11 protein-coding genes and 4 pseudogenes are annotated in these 14,756 nt (G+C 60.1%); 7 read left to right on the forward strand and 8 right to left on the reverse strand.

Annotated features, from left to right (window positions below; all coding sequences use genetic code 11):
- Nucleotides 1-20 precede the first annotated feature (20 nt).
- Nucleotides 21-434 carry an alternative ribosome rescue aminoacyl-tRNA hydrolase ArfB gene (gene arfB, locus HU725_RS12870; RefSeq protein ID WP_186477946.1) on the reverse strand — a complete coding sequence of 138 codons (414 nt, stop codon included), beginning with the start codon at nt 432-434 and terminating at the stop codon, nt 21-23.
- A 311-nt stretch (nt 435-745) separates the two neighbouring features.
- Between arfB and HU725_RS12875 the strand changes: the two genes are divergently transcribed.
- From HU725_RS12875 to HU725_RS23170, 3 genes and pseudogenes are all read left to right on the forward strand, one after another.
- Nucleotides 746-1,510: an EAL domain-containing protein gene (locus HU725_RS12875; protein WP_186477947.1), complete on the forward strand. Its 765-nt coding sequence runs from the start codon at nt 746-748 to the stop codon at nt 1,508-1,510.
- 73 nt (nt 1,511-1,583) lie between these two features.
- Nucleotides 1,584-2,357 (forward strand): annotated as a pseudogene (locus HU725_RS23165) (PAS domain-containing protein); the annotation flags it as partial.
- Between the two features lie 111 nt (nt 2,358-2,468).
- Nucleotides 2,469-2,900, forward strand: a pseudogene (locus HU725_RS23170) (methyl-accepting chemotaxis protein); the annotation flags it as partial.
- Between the two features lie 18 nt (nt 2,901-2,918).
- Here HU725_RS23170 and HU725_RS12885 read toward each other — a convergent pair.
- Nucleotides 2,919-3,797: a LysR family transcriptional regulator gene (locus HU725_RS12885; protein WP_186477948.1), complete on the reverse strand. Its 879-nt coding sequence runs from the start codon at nt 3,795-3,797 to the stop codon at nt 2,919-2,921.
- A gap of 110 nt (nt 3,798-3,907) precedes the next feature.
- Here HU725_RS12885 and HU725_RS12890 point away from each other — a divergent pair, with 110 nt between their 5' ends.
- Nucleotides 3,908-4,969, forward strand: coding sequence for a YeiH family protein (locus HU725_RS12890; RefSeq protein WP_186477949.1), 1,062 nt, complete (start codon nt 3,908-3,910; stop codon nt 4,967-4,969).
- A 63-nt stretch (nt 4,970-5,032) separates the two neighbouring features.
- Nucleotides 5,033-6,406, forward strand: a complete 1,374-nt coding sequence (gene ppnN, locus HU725_RS12895) for a nucleotide 5'-monophosphate nucleosidase PpnN (protein WP_186477950.1) — start codon at nt 5,033-5,035, stop codon at nt 6,404-6,406.
- Between the two features lie 31 nt (nt 6,407-6,437).
- Here ppnN and HU725_RS12900 read toward each other — a convergent pair whose 3' ends face one another.
- On the reverse strand, nt 6,438-7,598 hold the full coding sequence (locus tag HU725_RS12900) for a GGDEF domain-containing protein (RefSeq protein ID WP_186477951.1): 1,161 nt from the start codon (nt 7,596-7,598) through the stop codon (nt 6,438-6,440).
- 231 nt (nt 7,599-7,829) lie between these two features.
- The gene (pssA, locus tag HU725_RS12905) at nt 7,830-9,158 is read right to left on the reverse strand and encodes a CDP-diacylglycerol--serine O-phosphatidyltransferase (RefSeq protein ID WP_225915483.1); all 1,329 of its coding nucleotides are present in this window, start codon (nt 9,156-9,158) and stop codon (nt 7,830-7,832) included.
- 160 nt (nt 9,159-9,318) lie between these two features.
- On the opposite strand from pssA, the pseudogene cahR reads away from it, so the two are divergent.
- A pseudogene (gene cahR / locus HU725_RS12910) lies at nt 9,319-9,639 on the forward strand (transcriptional regulator CahA); the annotation flags it as partial.
- A gap of 7 nt (nt 9,640-9,646) precedes the next feature.
- Here cahR and HU725_RS12915 read toward each other — a convergent pair.
- The 3 genes and pseudogenes from HU725_RS12915 to HU725_RS12925 form a co-directional block, all read right to left on the reverse strand.
- Nucleotides 9,647-9,781 (reverse strand): annotated as a pseudogene (locus HU725_RS12915) (creatininase); the annotation flags it as partial.
- Between the two features lie 117 nt (nt 9,782-9,898).
- Complete coding sequence (locus HU725_RS12920; protein ID WP_186477952.1) at nt 9,899-10,525, reverse strand: glutathione S-transferase family protein; 627 nt, start codon at nt 10,523-10,525, stop codon at nt 9,899-9,901.
- Nucleotides 10,526-10,578: 53 nt separating this feature from the next.
- Entirely contained in the window at nt 10,579-11,457 is an 879-nt protein-coding gene (locus tag HU725_RS12925; RefSeq protein WP_060478437.1) for a DMT family transporter, read from the reverse strand.
- A 225-nt stretch (nt 11,458-11,682) separates the two neighbouring features.
- On the opposite strand from HU725_RS12925, the gene HU725_RS12930 reads away from it, so the two are divergent.
- Nucleotides 11,683-12,507, forward strand: a complete 825-nt coding sequence (locus HU725_RS12930) for an aldo/keto reductase (RefSeq protein WP_186477953.1) — start codon at nt 11,683-11,685, stop codon at nt 12,505-12,507.
- 34 nt (nt 12,508-12,541) lie between these two features.
- Here the strand turns inward: HU725_RS12930 and HU725_RS12935 are convergent, their stop codons facing one another.
- Nucleotides 12,542-14,632 (reverse strand): sensor domain-containing protein, encoded by a 2,091-nt coding sequence (locus tag HU725_RS12935; RefSeq protein ID WP_186477954.1) that lies wholly within the window; start codon nt 14,630-14,632, stop codon nt 12,542-12,544.
- Nucleotides 14,633-14,756 lie beyond the last annotated feature (124 nt).

Here is a 14,756-nt window from a genome sequence, read left to right on the forward strand (position 1 = left end):
CGGCTAGGGCAGGCATAACCCTAGAACTTTACCTTCCCCCTGCCCGCCTTGATGGTGCTGCGCTTGGCCTTGCCTTCTAGCCGACGGGTTTTCGAACCAAGGGTCGGTTTGGTGGGGCGGCGCTTTTTCTGGATTTCGCCCGCCGCGAGAATCATTTGGGCCAGACGCGCCAGCGCGTCGGTGCGGTTCTGCTCTTGGGTGCGAAACTGTTGGGCTTTGATGATCAATACCCCATCTGCGGTGATGCGGCTGTCGCGCAAGGCCAGCAGTCGCTCCTTGTAAAACTCGGGCAAGGACGAGGCTCGAATATCGAAGCGCAGATGCACAGCGCTCGACACCTTGTTGACGTTCTGCCCGCCCGCCCCTTGCGCGCGGATGTAGGTCAATTCGATTTCAGCATCTGGCAGATGCACATGATTGGTGATGCTAAGCATGACAGGGCCCTTTTCGAAGTGCCCATTATCACGGCACACACCACTCTTCCAAAGCTAAACCAACCCTGCAGCACCTCACTCGCCCGTCACATCGGTTTTTTGCACAAGCAATGACGAACAAATTTGTACAGATTGGCACTATCGCCACCTGAAATGGCCATTTCAGCACGATAAATATGCAAAATACTTGTACAGCCCACTTCCTTTGTACAAGTATTGGAGCAATACTGTTCCCACTGAGCGTGTACGCACCTCCGGAACTGGCACGGAGCCTTCACACTGCCGTCAACCCACGAGGTGCGAGATTACCTATGCAACTGATACCCCTTACGCTTCAACAGCCTTCCGGTTGCCGCAACTGCAGGGACAATAAAGCTATGGACTTCGACTTCACGATGGCGTTCCAGCCAATCGTGAACACGCGGGATCACAGCATCTTCGGTTACGAATCGTTGGTGCGCGGCATAGACGGAGCAGGTGCTCAAGCCGTCTTGAGCCAAGTGAATGATCTGAACAGGTACAGCTTCGATCAGGCCTGCCGCGTCAAATCCGTCGAACTGGCCGCACAGAACGGCATCCAAGCATTTCTCAGCATCAATTTTCTGCCCAACGCCGTCTACCAGCCGCAAGCGTGCATACGAACAACGCTTCAAGCGGCTGAAAAGTACCAGTTCCCCATTGAAAAGATGATTTTCGAAGTCACCGAGAGTGAGAGCATCACCGACAGATCTCATATCAAGAAAATCTTGAGCAGTTATAAAAAACAAGGCTTCAAGACTGCTATCGATGACTTTGGCGCCGGCTATGCCGGCCTGAACCTGCTCGCGGATTTTCAGCCAGATATCATCAAAATCGACATGGACCTGATCCGAGGTATAGGCCAGAGCAGACCCAAGCAAGTCATAACCTCAGGGATCGTCACAATGTCCCGCGAGTTAGGCATCGAGGTCATCGCCGAAGGGGTCGAGACCTTCGAAGAACTCGTCACCCTGCAAGCGCTTGGTATCAACCTGTTCCAGGGCTTTCTTTTCGCTCGCCCAGCTTACGAAGGCCTTCCTGCCATCCATTGGCCTTAGCAGCGCTCGCCAGACTTGGCTTTTCATAACCCAATGCCTTCATCCCTCGTGCGCACCGATATCGGGCCAGCCTATGTTCAATAAACGACTTAAACTCGATCTTGAAAACCTATCTTTGGCATTGAAAAGCAAGCAAGCGAGGGAACGCGCGCTGGATCTATCCAACATGATGCTGGAGTTGACGCCAAATGCCTTGATACTCGCTGCCAACCAAAACCTCCTGCATGCGCTTGGCTACAACCTGGAAGATATCATCGGCAAGCACCACAACGTGCTTGAAGCACATGAGTCGACGACCTCGTGTACCAGTGGCGATCTTTGGCCAAGGCTGCGCCAGGGTACGCCTGTTTCGAATCGCGTGATGTTGCGCAGTAAAGATCGAACCATTCTGTGGCTAGAGGCGAGTTACAACCCTGTCCATGGCGCCGACGGGCGCGTGGAACGCATCATCATGCTGGCCCACCCGATCACCGAACGGGTAAAGCTTGAACAAGAGCAGCACAGCACCATGGACGCGATCAACCGATCAATGGCCATGGTGTCATTCGATCCTGATGGTCATGTGCTTGAGGCCAATCAGAACTTCTTGCGGACCATGCGTTATGAACTGCAAGACATCAAAGGCAAGCACCATCGCCTATTCTGCACCCGTGAAGCCTCGGGCTCGGCTGACTACAGGACGTTCTGGGCTCAATTGAACAAAGGCGAATTCTGCTCTGGCCGCTTCGAGCGGATCGATCGGCTGGGCGCTACCGTTTGGTTGAGCGCCACGTACAACCCGGTGTTCGATGGGCAAAACAAGCTCTACAAGATTGTTAAATTTGCCCGCGACATCACCGCTCAAGTCAATCAGCAAAAAGCAGAGTCAGCGGCGGCGAGCCTGGCCTACGCGGTTGCCCGGAGGACCGATGACCACGCAGTGCAAGGCGCGCGCATCATCGGCGATACCATTGCCACTGTGAGGGAAATCGCTGCAGAACTGTCCAAGGCTGCGCAGCGTATCCATGCGGTGAACCAGCAATCGGAAGTCATCACCCAGATTATTCAAACCATTCGCGAAGTCGCCGAGCAAACCAACCTGCTGGCCTTGAACGCAGCGATCGAAGCGGCCAGAGCAGGAGAACACGGCAGAGGTTTTTCTGTGGTAGCAGACGAAGTACGCAACCTGGCAGTGCGTACCGCTCAGGCCACGATGGAAATCAAAGAGGTGGTACAGCGTAATAATGATCTGTCCCAACAAGCCGTCCAGGGTATGCAGATCAGCCTGGACAAGACCGGCCTTGGTGTTGAAATGGTTGGCAAGGCAGGCAAAGTAATCGAGGAAATTCAATGCGGGGCACGCCAGGTGGTGGAGGCGGTCAAGCAGTTCGGCCAAACGGTACAACACTGATCGCTTGGCTATCACAGCCTAGTGTTGCCCCAAACAGAGCTCCATGAACCGTGACGCTGCGCGGGAGGGTGCGGCGGCATGGGGTAGAAGAATGGAAAAGCGCCGCAGAAGAGGTTCATGCGCGATTCTCACTGCCCGTAATACGCCATCTTCGTGGCGGATCGACATAGCCGACACGAAGCCAATCCCCATGCCAGCCCGGACGGCCTCCTTCACCCCCTCCACACCCGCGATCTCCAGCGCCACACGCACGGCGATGCCTTGCCGGGCGAATGCCCGTTCAACGATCTGACGCACCCCGGAGCCACTTTCGCGAAGCACCAAAGGGTAAGCGCCCAGCGCCGTGAGGGACTGTTCGGTTTCGTCCGCAAGCGGATGGCCGCCGGGAACGATCGCCACGATTTCATCCTGCTGCCACGGAGTGACGCCCGTGCCCACGGGCAAGTCTTGCCCAGGCGGGCCTTCTATCAAGGCGATGTCGACACTGTGCAGTGCCGCGACGATTTCTGCCGTATTGCCGTGGGTCGTGCTGACCAGCACATCGGGGTAGCGCGCATGGAAGTCTGCGATCAGGTAGGGCAACAGGTAGCTGGCCGGCGTGGTACTGGCACCAATGCGCAGCGTGCCGCGTTCCAGCCCACGCATTGCTTCAGCCAAAGCCTGGGCTTGGCGGAAGGTTTCCCGAAGCCGCTGCGCATGGGCCAGCAATTGCTCGCCGGCCGCGGTCAGGCGCACGCCACGGCCGGCACGCTGATACAGCGGCTCGCCGAAGTCTTCCTGGAGCAATTTGAGCTGGCCGGAAACCGCAGGTTGCGACAAATGCAACGCCAAAGCGGCATGGCTGATATTGCCATGCTCGGCGACGGTTGCGAACGTTATCAGCTGCTCTGGGCTCATACCCCTAAAATATCAGCTAGTCGGATATTTGCCATCCTAAATCACGATTTTTTATAAGCTTATAACCGGAATAATCTAGGCCATGTCGTAATCCTTCCAGAGGTCCTAACATGGCCACGGTTTCTTCTAACTCCCCGTTGGCGCCCACCCATTCCCCCCGAGGGCGGCTCAACGGCATTCTGTTCGTTGCATTGTTTGCGCTGGCAGTCACCCAGTTGGCAGCCCTGCCCAGCATTGCCAGCCTCGGCATCAGCCCCTTGATTGTCGGGATAGTGGCCGGCGCCCTGTACGGCAACGTTCTGCGCGACGCCGTACCCGCAGGTTGGGCGGCCGGCGTCAACTTTTCCGCACGCCAGTTGCTACGCATCGCCGTAGCCTTCTTTGGCCTGCGCGTGAGCTTGCAAGAAATTGCCGAGGTCGGCTGGGCTGGGCTGTGCGTTTCTCTGCTGGTGGTCAGCAGCACGCTGTTGATCGGCTGGTGGTGCGGCACCAAGCTGATGAAGCTGGACCGCGACACCGCGTTGCTGACTGCAGCCGGCAGTGCGATATGCGGTGCTGCGGCAGTGCTCGCGTTCGAATCGGCGCTTCGCAGTGCCCCTCACAAAAGTGCCATGGCAGTGGGCAGCGTGGTGTTGTTCGGTACGTTGTCGATGTTCCTTTTGCCATGGGCGATCAACGCTGGCTGGCTGCCGCTGGACACACTAGGTGCCGGCCTGTTCCTCGGCGGCACCGTGCACGAAGTGGCTCAAGTCGTGGGCGCGGCCAGCAACGTCAGCCCTGAAGCCACGCACATTGCGACCATCGTCAAGATGACCCGCGTGATGCTGTTGGTGCCGGTGCTGCTGGTGGTGGGTATCTGGGTCAGCCGCTCACGCCGGCCGGGCCTTGCCCAGGGCAATGGTCCCATCACCCTGCCCTGGTTCGCCTTCGGCTTCCTCGCCCTGGTTGTGGTGAACTCGCTGCAGGTACTACCGGGCAGTGTGACCCAAGCAGTCAATAGCCTGGACACATTCGCCCTGACCATGGCCATGACCGCCCTCGGGATTCAGACGCGCTGGAGCCAGATCCGTCAGGCAGGCCCCAAAGCACTGCTCACTGGCGCACTGCTCAACGTATGGCTCGTCGCGGGTGGCCTGGCAATCACTTTGGCCGTACAACGCCTTTTAGGTTGACGTGCAATGATCGGTATGGTGTTGTCTTACAAGGATGTTTTTACCTGCACAGGAACGACTTAGATGCCTCAACGCCACGTCATCAATGCATCCGTCAGCCCCAAAGGCAGCCTGGAGACGCTGTCGCAACGTGAAGTCCAACAATTGAGTGAAGCCGGTAGCGGTACGCTCTACACCTTGTTCCGCCAGTGCGCCCTGGCCATTCTCAATACCGGCGCCCATGTCGACAATGCCAAGACCATCCTTGAGGCTTACAAGGACTTCGAAGTCCGTATCCACCAGCAAGACCGGGGCGTACGCCTTGAACTGCTGAACGCGCCTGCCGATGCGTTCGTCGACGGCGAAATGATCGCCAGTACCCGAGAAATGCTGTTCAGCGCCCTGCGCGATATCGTTTACACCGAAAGCGAACTGGCCAGCCAGCGCATCGACCTGGAAAGCTCCCAGGGGATCACCGATTACGTTTTCCATTTGCTGCGCAACGCCCGTACCCTGCGTCCGGGTGTGGAACCCAAAATGGTCGTGTGCTGGGGTGGCCACTCGATCAGCAGCGAGGAGTATCAATACACCAAGAAGGTCGGCCATGAGCTGGGCCTGCGCAAGCTGGACATCTGCACAGGCTGTGGCCCCGGCGTGATGAAGGGCCCGATGAAAGGCGCCACCATCGCCCATGCCAAGCAGCGCATGCACGGCAGCCGTTACCTAGGCCTGACCGAGCCCGGCATCATCGCTGCCGAGGCGCCGAACCCTATCGTCAATGAACTGGTGATCCTGCCAGACATCGAAAAGCGCCTTGAGGCCTTCGTCCGTGTCGGCCACGGCATCATTATCTTCCCTGGCGGTGCCGGCACCGCTGAAGAGTTCCTCTACCTGCTCGGCATCCTGATGCACCCGGACAACCAGGACCTGCCCTTCCCAGTGGTGCTCACTGGGCCACGCAGCGCCGAACCGTTCCTGCAACAGCTGCATGCCTTCGTCGGCGCCACCCTTGGCGAAGCCGCGCAGCGTCACTACCAGATCATCATCGATGACCCGGCGCAGGTCGCACGGCAAATGATCGAAGGGCTCAAAGAGGTCAAGCAGTTCCGCCGCGAACGCAACGATGCCTTCCACTTCAACTGGCTGCTGAAAATCGACGGAGGCTTCCAGCACCCGTTCGATCCAACCCACGCCAACATGGCCGAATTGGCCCTGAGCCGCGATCTGCCCCCCCACGAGTTGGCCGCCAATCTGCGCCGGGCGTTTTCCGGCATCGTGGCGGGCAACGTGAAGGACAAGGGGATCCGTTTGATCGAGGAGCACGGGCCGTATCAGATCCGTGGCGATGCGGCGATACTCGAGCCGCTCGGCCGCCTGTTGCAGGCATTCGTCGACCAGCACCGCATGAAATTGCCAGGCGGCGCAGCTTACGTGCCTTGCTATCAGGTGGTGACCTGAGGGTGCCGGGGCCGCACGTCGGCCCCGCTTGTCACAAGCCGGCCAAGGTACGATTCACCAGGCGGATGCTGTCACGCCCCCCGCGCTTGGATTGATACAACGCCACATCCCCCTGCTCGATCACTGCTGCCAGGCTGGCTGGCGGCTGGTCGAACAGGTTGGCGCCAATACTCAAGGTCACTGCCTGCGGGGTCGGCATCCCCTCCCTGGCAAACGTCTGGAACTGCTCGCGCAATTGGCTGCCCAGCTCCACCACTTTTTCGCTGCTGGCATCGCTGAGCAGAATCACGAATTCATCGCCACCCAGCCGCGCGGCCAGCGACCGTTCCGGCAGCACTGCGCGAATCATTTCACTTAAGGCAATCAACAGACGGTCGCCAGCGGCATGCCCGTGCAGGTCGTTGACCAGCTTGAAATTGTCGATATCGATCAGCAACAACGCACCTGGGTGCGTGGGACTGACCGCCTTGAACAGGTGCGGTGCGCGAACTTCCAGGGCACGCCGGTTGTACAACGCTGTCAACGGGTCACGGGCGGCCAATCGGGCAATGCGCTCTTCCCGGCGATAACGCACGGTGCCGGTCATCGACAGCGCAATCAGCATCAGTGCCATTGCCCCTTCCACCAGCGAAATCTGGATGATCAGGCCGCCAAAGGTTGCCAGGTCAATCAGCGAACCGGACGTCAAAGCCACGATCGCCTTGGCCACATAGAACATGCCATGGAACAGCAGCACGTAACGCAGCTGCACCGCTCCCACACTCAGTGATTTGCCATGGGGCCGTAGCAGCCAGCTGGCCTTCAAGGTCAACAGTGCCACCAGCAGCGAGTTGACGGTCAGCATGACTTTCGACCATTGTGGCCCCACTGGCAGCAGCAGCAAGCCAAACCACACCAGCACCATCAGCAGCCACCCCCGCGAAAGCCGGGTTTGGGTAAAACGCACCACCCCGGCCAGGAAGCACGCGTGCGCGACCACCAGCAAGCCATTGGCGAGCCAGATCCCGATCAGCAGCAGGCCGATCCCGCGTAGCAGAGCCAGGGTCGAGCCGACTGTGATGGTGGCAAAACCTGCACTCCAGAACAGCAGCGAAGTTTCGCGGACACTGCGCCACTCGATCGCCAGGTAGAACGCCGCAGCAGCGGCCAGGGCGACGGTGATGGTCAGCATCGTAGGTGGATCAAGCGCCATATACGGATTGGCCTATCTGGTTAACGAGAAAAGGCTGATTGTATGCGCTTGAGAGAACTTTTCAGAGGGGCGACACTTCGCTTTGCATGCAAATGAATAGCTCCCTGCAAGCTGTGCATGTCCTGGCCTGGTTGGCGACCTGACGCCCCAGGCCTGAAGTTCATCTTAGCGGATGCTTGCCAACAAGGATTCGCACAGCCCAGCAAAAGGGCCGCCTGTGTCCGCCGCCGGTCAGAGCATTCGCTTGATCAATGGCTCAAGCCGGCTGTAGCGTAAGCGGCGCAGGAGTTTGCGTACGTTCTTGGGGTGCTCGGCCTTCTCGCCCAGTTCGGCGACCGTACTGATTTGTGGAGCATGCCGGCGGATACTCTCAAGCTCCACCGCACGCGGCACCCGCCATTGTCCCTGGGGATCGTCGATCAGCAGGCCGTTTTCCAGGTCGAGGTTGAACCCGCGTGGGTTAAGGTTGTTGCCGGTCAACAGGGAATAACGCTGGTCGATCCAAACCCCTTTGGCATGAAAGGTATGCCCTGGGTCGTTCCAGATACGTATCTGCAGTTGACCGCTGGCGACGGCGGTGTGACGGCGCCGTGCAAAAGCTCGCAGGTTATCCTCATACAGGTAAGGCAAAGCGCCGCTGGCACTGAATGGCTCACCAGGCGCGATATAGAAGTCATTGGCAGTACGGTGGCCGACAATCAGCTCGATACGCACGCCACGGTCCAAGGCATGGTCGATCTCACGCATCACCACGCGCGGGGGGTTGAAATACGGGGTACTGATGACCGCCTGCTCATGCGCTTGAGCCAGCAAAGCGCAGATTGTGCGGTTGAGCGGGTTGCCGCGACCCACCCCGAGCAATGGGATTACCCGCAACCCCTGCCCTGCCACCGCCGCCGGCGCGTCGTACGCCATGCGCCGAAGGCGTGCGCGCAGGCGCCGTATGTCGCCGCGCAGACTGCGGGTAGGCGGGGGCGCTGGGAGGTCCAACCGAGGGGTCGCGGTATGATGCAAAAGGCGCTGAACCAGGTCGACCATGGAGTCGGCCAGCCCCGGCGAATGGAACAGATGATAACGGTCAAGCCGATAACGATCGAAGCGGTGCAGGTAGACATTGTTGAGGCTGGCACCGGTATAGATCACGCAGTCATCGATCACGCTGCCTTTGAGGTGCAGCACGCCGAACAACTCACGGGTCTGCACCGGTACGCCATGGATCACGATGTCGAGCCCATGCAACTGGCGCTGGGCCTGGTACCAGGCTGCATTGCCAGGTTGGCGCCCGGCCCCCAGCAAGCCTCGGCGGGCGCGGAACCAGTCGACCACGATGATCACCTGCAACTGCGGCCGGTGCGCTTTGGCCTGGTAGAGCGCGTCGAGCACCTCCTGGCCGGCCTCGTCCTCCTGCAAGTACAGTGCGACGATGACGATGCGCCGCGTCGCCGAGGCAATGCGCTCGAGCAGGCAGGTGCGATAGGCCGCGGCATCGGGCAGCACCTGGACCGCCTCGGGTGCAATGGCGAAGCCCGGCAGCGCCGCCAGCATGGATTCGGGGTTCACGTACGATCACCTTCCTTTTTGTAGTCAGGACCATTCCTGGCCGTTGCGCGGGGGTTTAAGATCAGCCCGGCGACGACCCTTAATAACAAGACATCCACTAGGCCTGTTTTTTCCACTGCCCCCTGACCCACTACGCCTCAGCTTGCACAGGAAGATCGCAATGGTCCACCCCCTTGCTACCGGCCAATCCCTACCGCCAACCAGAACCTTCGGCTTTCTGGTGTTGCCAAACTTCACCACCATCGGCCTGGCGTCGGCTGTGGAGACCCTGCGCATGGCCAACTTGGCCGCGCGTCATCCGTTGTACCGTACCGTGCTGATTGCCGCCAGTGCAGAGCCAGTGGTGGCCAGCAACGGCATGCGGGTGCTGCCCGACTACAGCATTGCCCAGGCGCCAACGCTCGATGCGCTGTTCGTGGTCGGTGCCAACCCGATTGATCGCAGCCGCAGTGGCGCACGGCCGCTGATCGACTGGCTTCGTACTAGATGAAGATGGCCGCTTCGATGTCCTGCTCGGCCATGTAGGCCCGCAGCCGGGCATGACGGGCGGCGTACTCCTGTACAGAGAAGGTCGGCTTGACCTTGTCGCCATTACGGATTTTCAGGGTATGGGGCATTTGCATGGTCGGTGTTCCTTGTCGTTGTGAGCACGCTGTTCAGGCCGGCCGCCTGGAAAGCATTGCAACAGAACCGACAAGGGCACTTTTGTATCTATCCGACCTGCAATTGGCGCGTTACCCCTATGAAGCGGTGCGCGGCATCAGGTCATAGGGGTGCTTCCAACCTGGTAACGCCCGAAGCCGCTGCTTCCAGGCTTCGATATGGCTGAATTCACTAAGCACGATGCCGGTATCTTCGGGCATGAACACATACCCAGCCAGCGACAGGTCGGCGATGGTCAGCCGCCTGCCGACCATGAACGGCGTGTTGGCCAGGTGCGCATCGACAACCCGGTAAGCCGCCTTGGCACGCTCGCGCAAAAAACCGGTCACTTCGGTCTCGCCGGTCTGCTTCAGGCACAGCAGAAAACGCAGCATGGCGTAGTAGCTGGTGAACTTGTGGTTGTCGAACAGCATCCAGCGCCAGATTTCACGCCGCTCATCTTCCTCACCTGGGCCGTACTGCCCCGTGCGCTCGGCGAGGTAATCGAGAATCAGCGCCGACTGGGTAAGGCGCTGCCCAGCATGCTCAAGCACCGGCACCTCGCCCTGTTCGTTCAACGTTTCGCGCCATTGGCTATCACGTGTCTGGCCGTGAAAGAAGTCGACGAACACCGGCTGCCAGTCTTGGCCGGTGAGTTCGAGCATCAGTGCAACCTTGTAGGCATTACCGGACTCGGCGAAGCAATGCAGCGTGTATTCAGACATGGCAGGCACCTTCGATGTTTGCATGAACGGTCGCCCCAGTGGCATCGGCCAGTTTAGCGCTTGCGCTGCATCCAGGCTGCGCCCAGGCCGCTGAGGCAGATGATGGCGATACCCAGCAGGCTCGCGCTATCGGGCATCTGGCGGTAGATCAGCAGCCCCAGCAAGCCTGCGAAAACGATCTGACAGTAGCTGAACGGCGCCAGCAGCGCCGGGGCGGCGTGGCGGAACGCCTGAGTCAGTAACAGGTGGGCGCTCATGCCAAAGCCTCCCAAGGCAAGCATCAGCAGCGCGTGGTCCCAGCGCGGCACTTCCCAGAAAAACGGCACCAGCGCACTCATCACCAAGGTGTTGCACAACCCGGCGTAAAAGTTACTGGTGGTGGGGCTGTCGTGGGCCGCCAGAATGCGCGTGAGCAATTGGTAGAAGCAAAACCCGAGGGCCGAGCCGAACGGGTACAAAATGGCTGGGGTGAACATCGCGCCACCGGGGTGGACAACCACCAATACGCCAATGAAGCCCAGCACCACGGCCACCCACTGGCCAACGGTGACCCGCTCCTTGAGCAGCGGAGCCGACAGCGCTGTAACCAGCACAGGCGCAAGGAAGTTGACCGAGGTGGCCTCGGCCAATGGCAGGTACTGCAGGCCTGTGGTGAACAGCAGGCTGGTGCTCAGCAGGCTCAGCGCACGCAATGTTTGCAGCACTGGCCGGCGGGTACGCAGCACATTGAGGCCTGATTTGGGCAGGAAGATCCCGGCCATCAGCAGCGTATGCACCACATAACGTGCCCACACCACCATGACGATCGGGTACAGCCCGCCGAGGAACTTGGACAGGGCATCGTGGCTGGCGAACAGGAACGTCGCCACCACCACCAGGGCGATGCCACGCAGGGGTTGGTTGACTCCGGACAGCGGTGTGCTGGAACTCATGGCGTACTCGACGGCGGCGCGGCTCAATGCTGCGCCAAGGGAAGCTGCGACAGCACGGATTCTAGAAGAGATACGACAACGTGAGGAAGTTCATTTCAACGCTTTGCAGGGTGGGTGCAGCAATACGTTCGCTGATCGACCACTTTCTGCCTCGCCGGCATGGCCCCTGACGGCCAGAGCGCGCACCATCGATCGCGGACCTTCGACCGCTAACAAGGAGTTTTCATGCAACGGCTTACAACCACCAACGGCCTTGACATGCCCTGCATCGGCCTGGGCACCTGGCCGATGACCGGTGATGCCTGCAGCCGCGCTGTGCAGCAGGCACTGGAGCTGGGCTACCGCCATATCGATACGGCCACTGCCTACGACAACGAGGCGGCCGTTGGCCAGGCGCTGCGCGCAAGCAGCGTGCCGCGCGAGCAGATACACCTGACCACCAAGGTCTGGTGGGATCGCCTGGCACCCAAGGCCATGCGCCAGTCGCTGGAAGACAGCCTGCGCGCGCTGGGCACTGAGCAGGTCGACCTGTTCCATATCCACTGGCCTGGCAAAGACTGGGACCTGGCCCGGAGTATCGAAACCCTGGTGGCCCTGCGTGAAGAAGGTAAGGCGCGCAGCATTGGCGTGGCCAACTTTCCGCTCGGCCTGCTACGCCGGGTAATCGAGGAGCTCGGCGCGCCGCTTTCGGCGATCCAGGTCGAATACCATGTACTGCTCAGCCAGAAGCCAATGCTCGATTATGCACGCCAGCATGACCTGGCGTTGACGGCTTACTCGCCGCTGGCTCGCGGCCATGCGGCGCAGCAGTCGGCCATTCAAGAGATCGCCAGCAAGCATGGCGTGCTGCCCAGCCAGGTCGCACTGAAGTGGCTGTTGGATCAGGACGGGGTCGCGGTGATCCCCAAAGCCAGCACTCGGGAAAACCAGCTGGCCAACCTGGCGGCGCTGCAGGTGCAGCTTGATGATGCCGACCGGGCACTGATTGCAGGGTTGGCCAAAGATCAGCGCTTGGTCAGCCCGGACTTCGCGCCCGACTGGAATAGCTGAAGGCTGCAACGCCGCCAGGGGACCAGCGCTGGCACTATAGGCTGACCTGTTTCAGGCGCTCGCTAGCCGGCACCGGGCGCCCGTACAGGTAACCCTGCAGGTGCGAGCAGCCTTCAGCTCGCAGCCGCTGCATCTGCTCCTGCGACTCTACGCCTTCGGCCGTGGTCTTGATCATCAGGCTATTGGACAGTTCGGTGATGGCGCGCACGATCGACATTGCCTCGCGGCTGTCGCACATATCGTGGACGAACGACTTATCGATCTTGATGCGGTCGAACGGGAACGAGCGCAGGTAACCCAGCGAGGAATAGCCTGTGCCGAAATCATCCAGCGAAATGGAAACACCCAAGTCCTTCAAGGCACGCAGAGTGCGCACGTTTTCCTCGCTGTTGCCCAGTAGCACCGACTCGGTGATTTCCAGCTCCAGGCGCTGCGGCGCCAGCCCCGAGTCCGCCAGGGCCAACGCCACGGTATGAACCAGATTGGCATTCTTGAACTGCACCGGCGAGAGGTTGACCGAAACCGTCTGTTCAGTGCCCCAACTGGCGGCTTCCTGGCAAGCCAGGTTCAGTGCCCGCGTACCCAGTTCATGAATCAATCCGGTTTCTTCGGCGATGGGAATGAAATCCAAGGGCATGACCATCCCACGGCTTGGATGCTGCCAGCGCAACAGAGCCTCATAGCCGGTCACAGCATTGGTCTGCTGATCCACCACGGGTTGGTAGTGCAATTGCAACTGCCCCAGGTGCAGAGCGGTACGCAGGTCGGTTTCCACCAGCCGGCGCTGGCGTGCGGCGACGTCCAGTTCCAAATGGAAGCACTCGTAGCGATTGCGGCCGTTGCGCTTGGCCTCGTACAAGGCCATGTCGGCGTAGCCCAGCAGTTGTTCGCCGTTTTCATTGTCTTCGGGAGCCAGGGCGATGCCGATGCTCAGGCCCACGGAAAACTGATGCCCTTCGATATGAAAGGGCGGCCTCATCGCCTCGATCAGGCGCTTGGCGGTCGCGCAGGCAGCGTCGCGGCTGTCAAGTTGGGCCAGCACCACGGCAAACTCGTCACCGCCAAGCCGGGCCAGCGTATCGTCCTCGCGTAGCTCGCTGCGCAGCCGCTTGCCCAGGGCTCGCAGCAGTTTGTCGCCGTAACCATGGCCGAGGGAGTCATTGATGTTCTTGAAGTTGTCCAGATCCAGGCACAGTGTGGCGGTCAGTTGTTGGTTATCCCGCCCCCGGGCCAGCGCCTGCTTGAGGCGCTCGTGAAACAGTGTTCGGTTGGGCAAGCCGGTGAGGGCATCGTGGTGGGCCATGTGATGGATCTGGGCGTGGGCGGCCAGTTGCTCAGTGGCGTCTTCGGCCACGAACAGCACGTAATCGGCCTGGCCCTCGCATTTCTGGCTGAGCAAAGCACGGCTGCGAAGCGTGCGCGAGCCACCGGCGGTATCGACTAGGGTTTGGGCGGCGAAGCCTTTGCCGCTGCGCGCCCCCCGGCTGAGCTGAGTTTCCAGATAGGCCGCTACGGCAGGTGCCAGGCATTCCCTGGGCGTATGGCCGATCATGGGCTTGCCAGGTTGTCCGAACAGCTGCTCGGCCTGCTGATTGGCGAGCAGGATGCGCTGGCTTTGCAGGTCCTGAACGATGACGCTGGCGGGAATGTTGGCGATGACCGAGTCCAGGAACTGCGACAGATTGGCCATTTCCTGGCTGTACTGCTCGGCAAGCTCCTTGGCCTGCAGCAATTCCAGCTCCTGCTGGCGGCGTTCGGAAATGTCACGCGTGACTTTGGCGAAGCCTACCAGTTGGCCTTGATCGTCCCGCACTGCCTCAATCACCACATGGGCGTGAAAGACTGTGCCGTCCTTGCGCAGGCGGGTACCGATCTCTTCAAACCGGCCGATGTTGCGAGCCTGTTCGAGATTCTGCTCGGGCAAGCCTGCGCAGCGGTCGGCTTCGCTGTAGAACAGCGAATAATGCTTGCCGACGATTTCTTCGGCACGATAGCCCTTGGCTCGCTGAGCGCCAGGGTTCCAGTTGGCCACTACCCCGTCCGGGGTGAGCATGTAGATGGCATAGTCCACCACGCTCTGAATCAACAGCCGGTACATGATGTCGGGGTTGGCGGCTAACGACATGTAATTTACCTGAGCGTGCATCATGCTCGAATGAAACACGGGCCAGCTCGGCCAGAAGTTGTGAAAGAGTGATGGCATTATGCCTTGGCCGGAAATTTTGTGAAGCGTTTCACAAAAACTGGCT

This window comes from Pseudomonas promysalinigenes, assembly GCF_014269025.2.
Classification (GTDB): domain Bacteria; phylum Pseudomonadota; class Gammaproteobacteria; order Pseudomonadales; family Pseudomonadaceae; genus Aquipseudomonas; species Aquipseudomonas promysalinigenes.

Coding starts and splice junctions, on each gene's coding strand:
- HU725_RS12925 (WP_060478437.1), bottom strand. CDS start 11,457: ATGAGTTCCAGCACACCGCTGTCCGGAGTCAACCAACCCCTGCGTGGC.
- HU725_RS12875 (WP_186477947.1), top strand. CDS start 746: ATGCAACTGATACCCCTTACGCTTCAACAGCCTTCCGGTTGCCGCAAC.
- HU725_RS12900 (WP_186477951.1), bottom strand. CDS start 7,598: ATGGCGCTTGATCCACCTACGATGCTGACCATCACCGTCGCCCTGGCC.
- HU725_RS12920 (WP_186477952.1), bottom strand. CDS start 10,525: ATGTCTGAATACACGCTGCATTGCTTCGCCGAGTCCGGTAATGCCTAC.
- arfB (WP_186477946.1), bottom strand. CDS start 434: ATGCTTAGCATCACCAATCATGTGCATCTGCCAGATGCTGAAATCGAA.
- HU725_RS12890 (WP_186477949.1), top strand. CDS start 3,908: ATGGCCACGGTTTCTTCTAACTCCCCGTTGGCGCCCACCCATTCCCCC.
- ppnN (WP_186477950.1), top strand. CDS start 5,033: ATGCCTCAACGCCACGTCATCAATGCATCCGTCAGCCCCAAAGGCAGC.
- HU725_RS12885 (WP_186477948.1), bottom strand. CDS start 3,797: ATGAGCCCAGAGCAGCTGATAACGTTCGCAACCGTCGCCGAGCATGGC.
- HU725_RS12930 (WP_186477953.1), top strand. CDS start 11,683: ATGCAACGGCTTACAACCACCAACGGCCTTGACATGCCCTGCATCGGC.
- HU725_RS12935 (WP_186477954.1), bottom strand. CDS start 14,632: ATGTCGTTAGCCGCCAACCCCGACATCATGTACCGGCTGTTGATTCAG.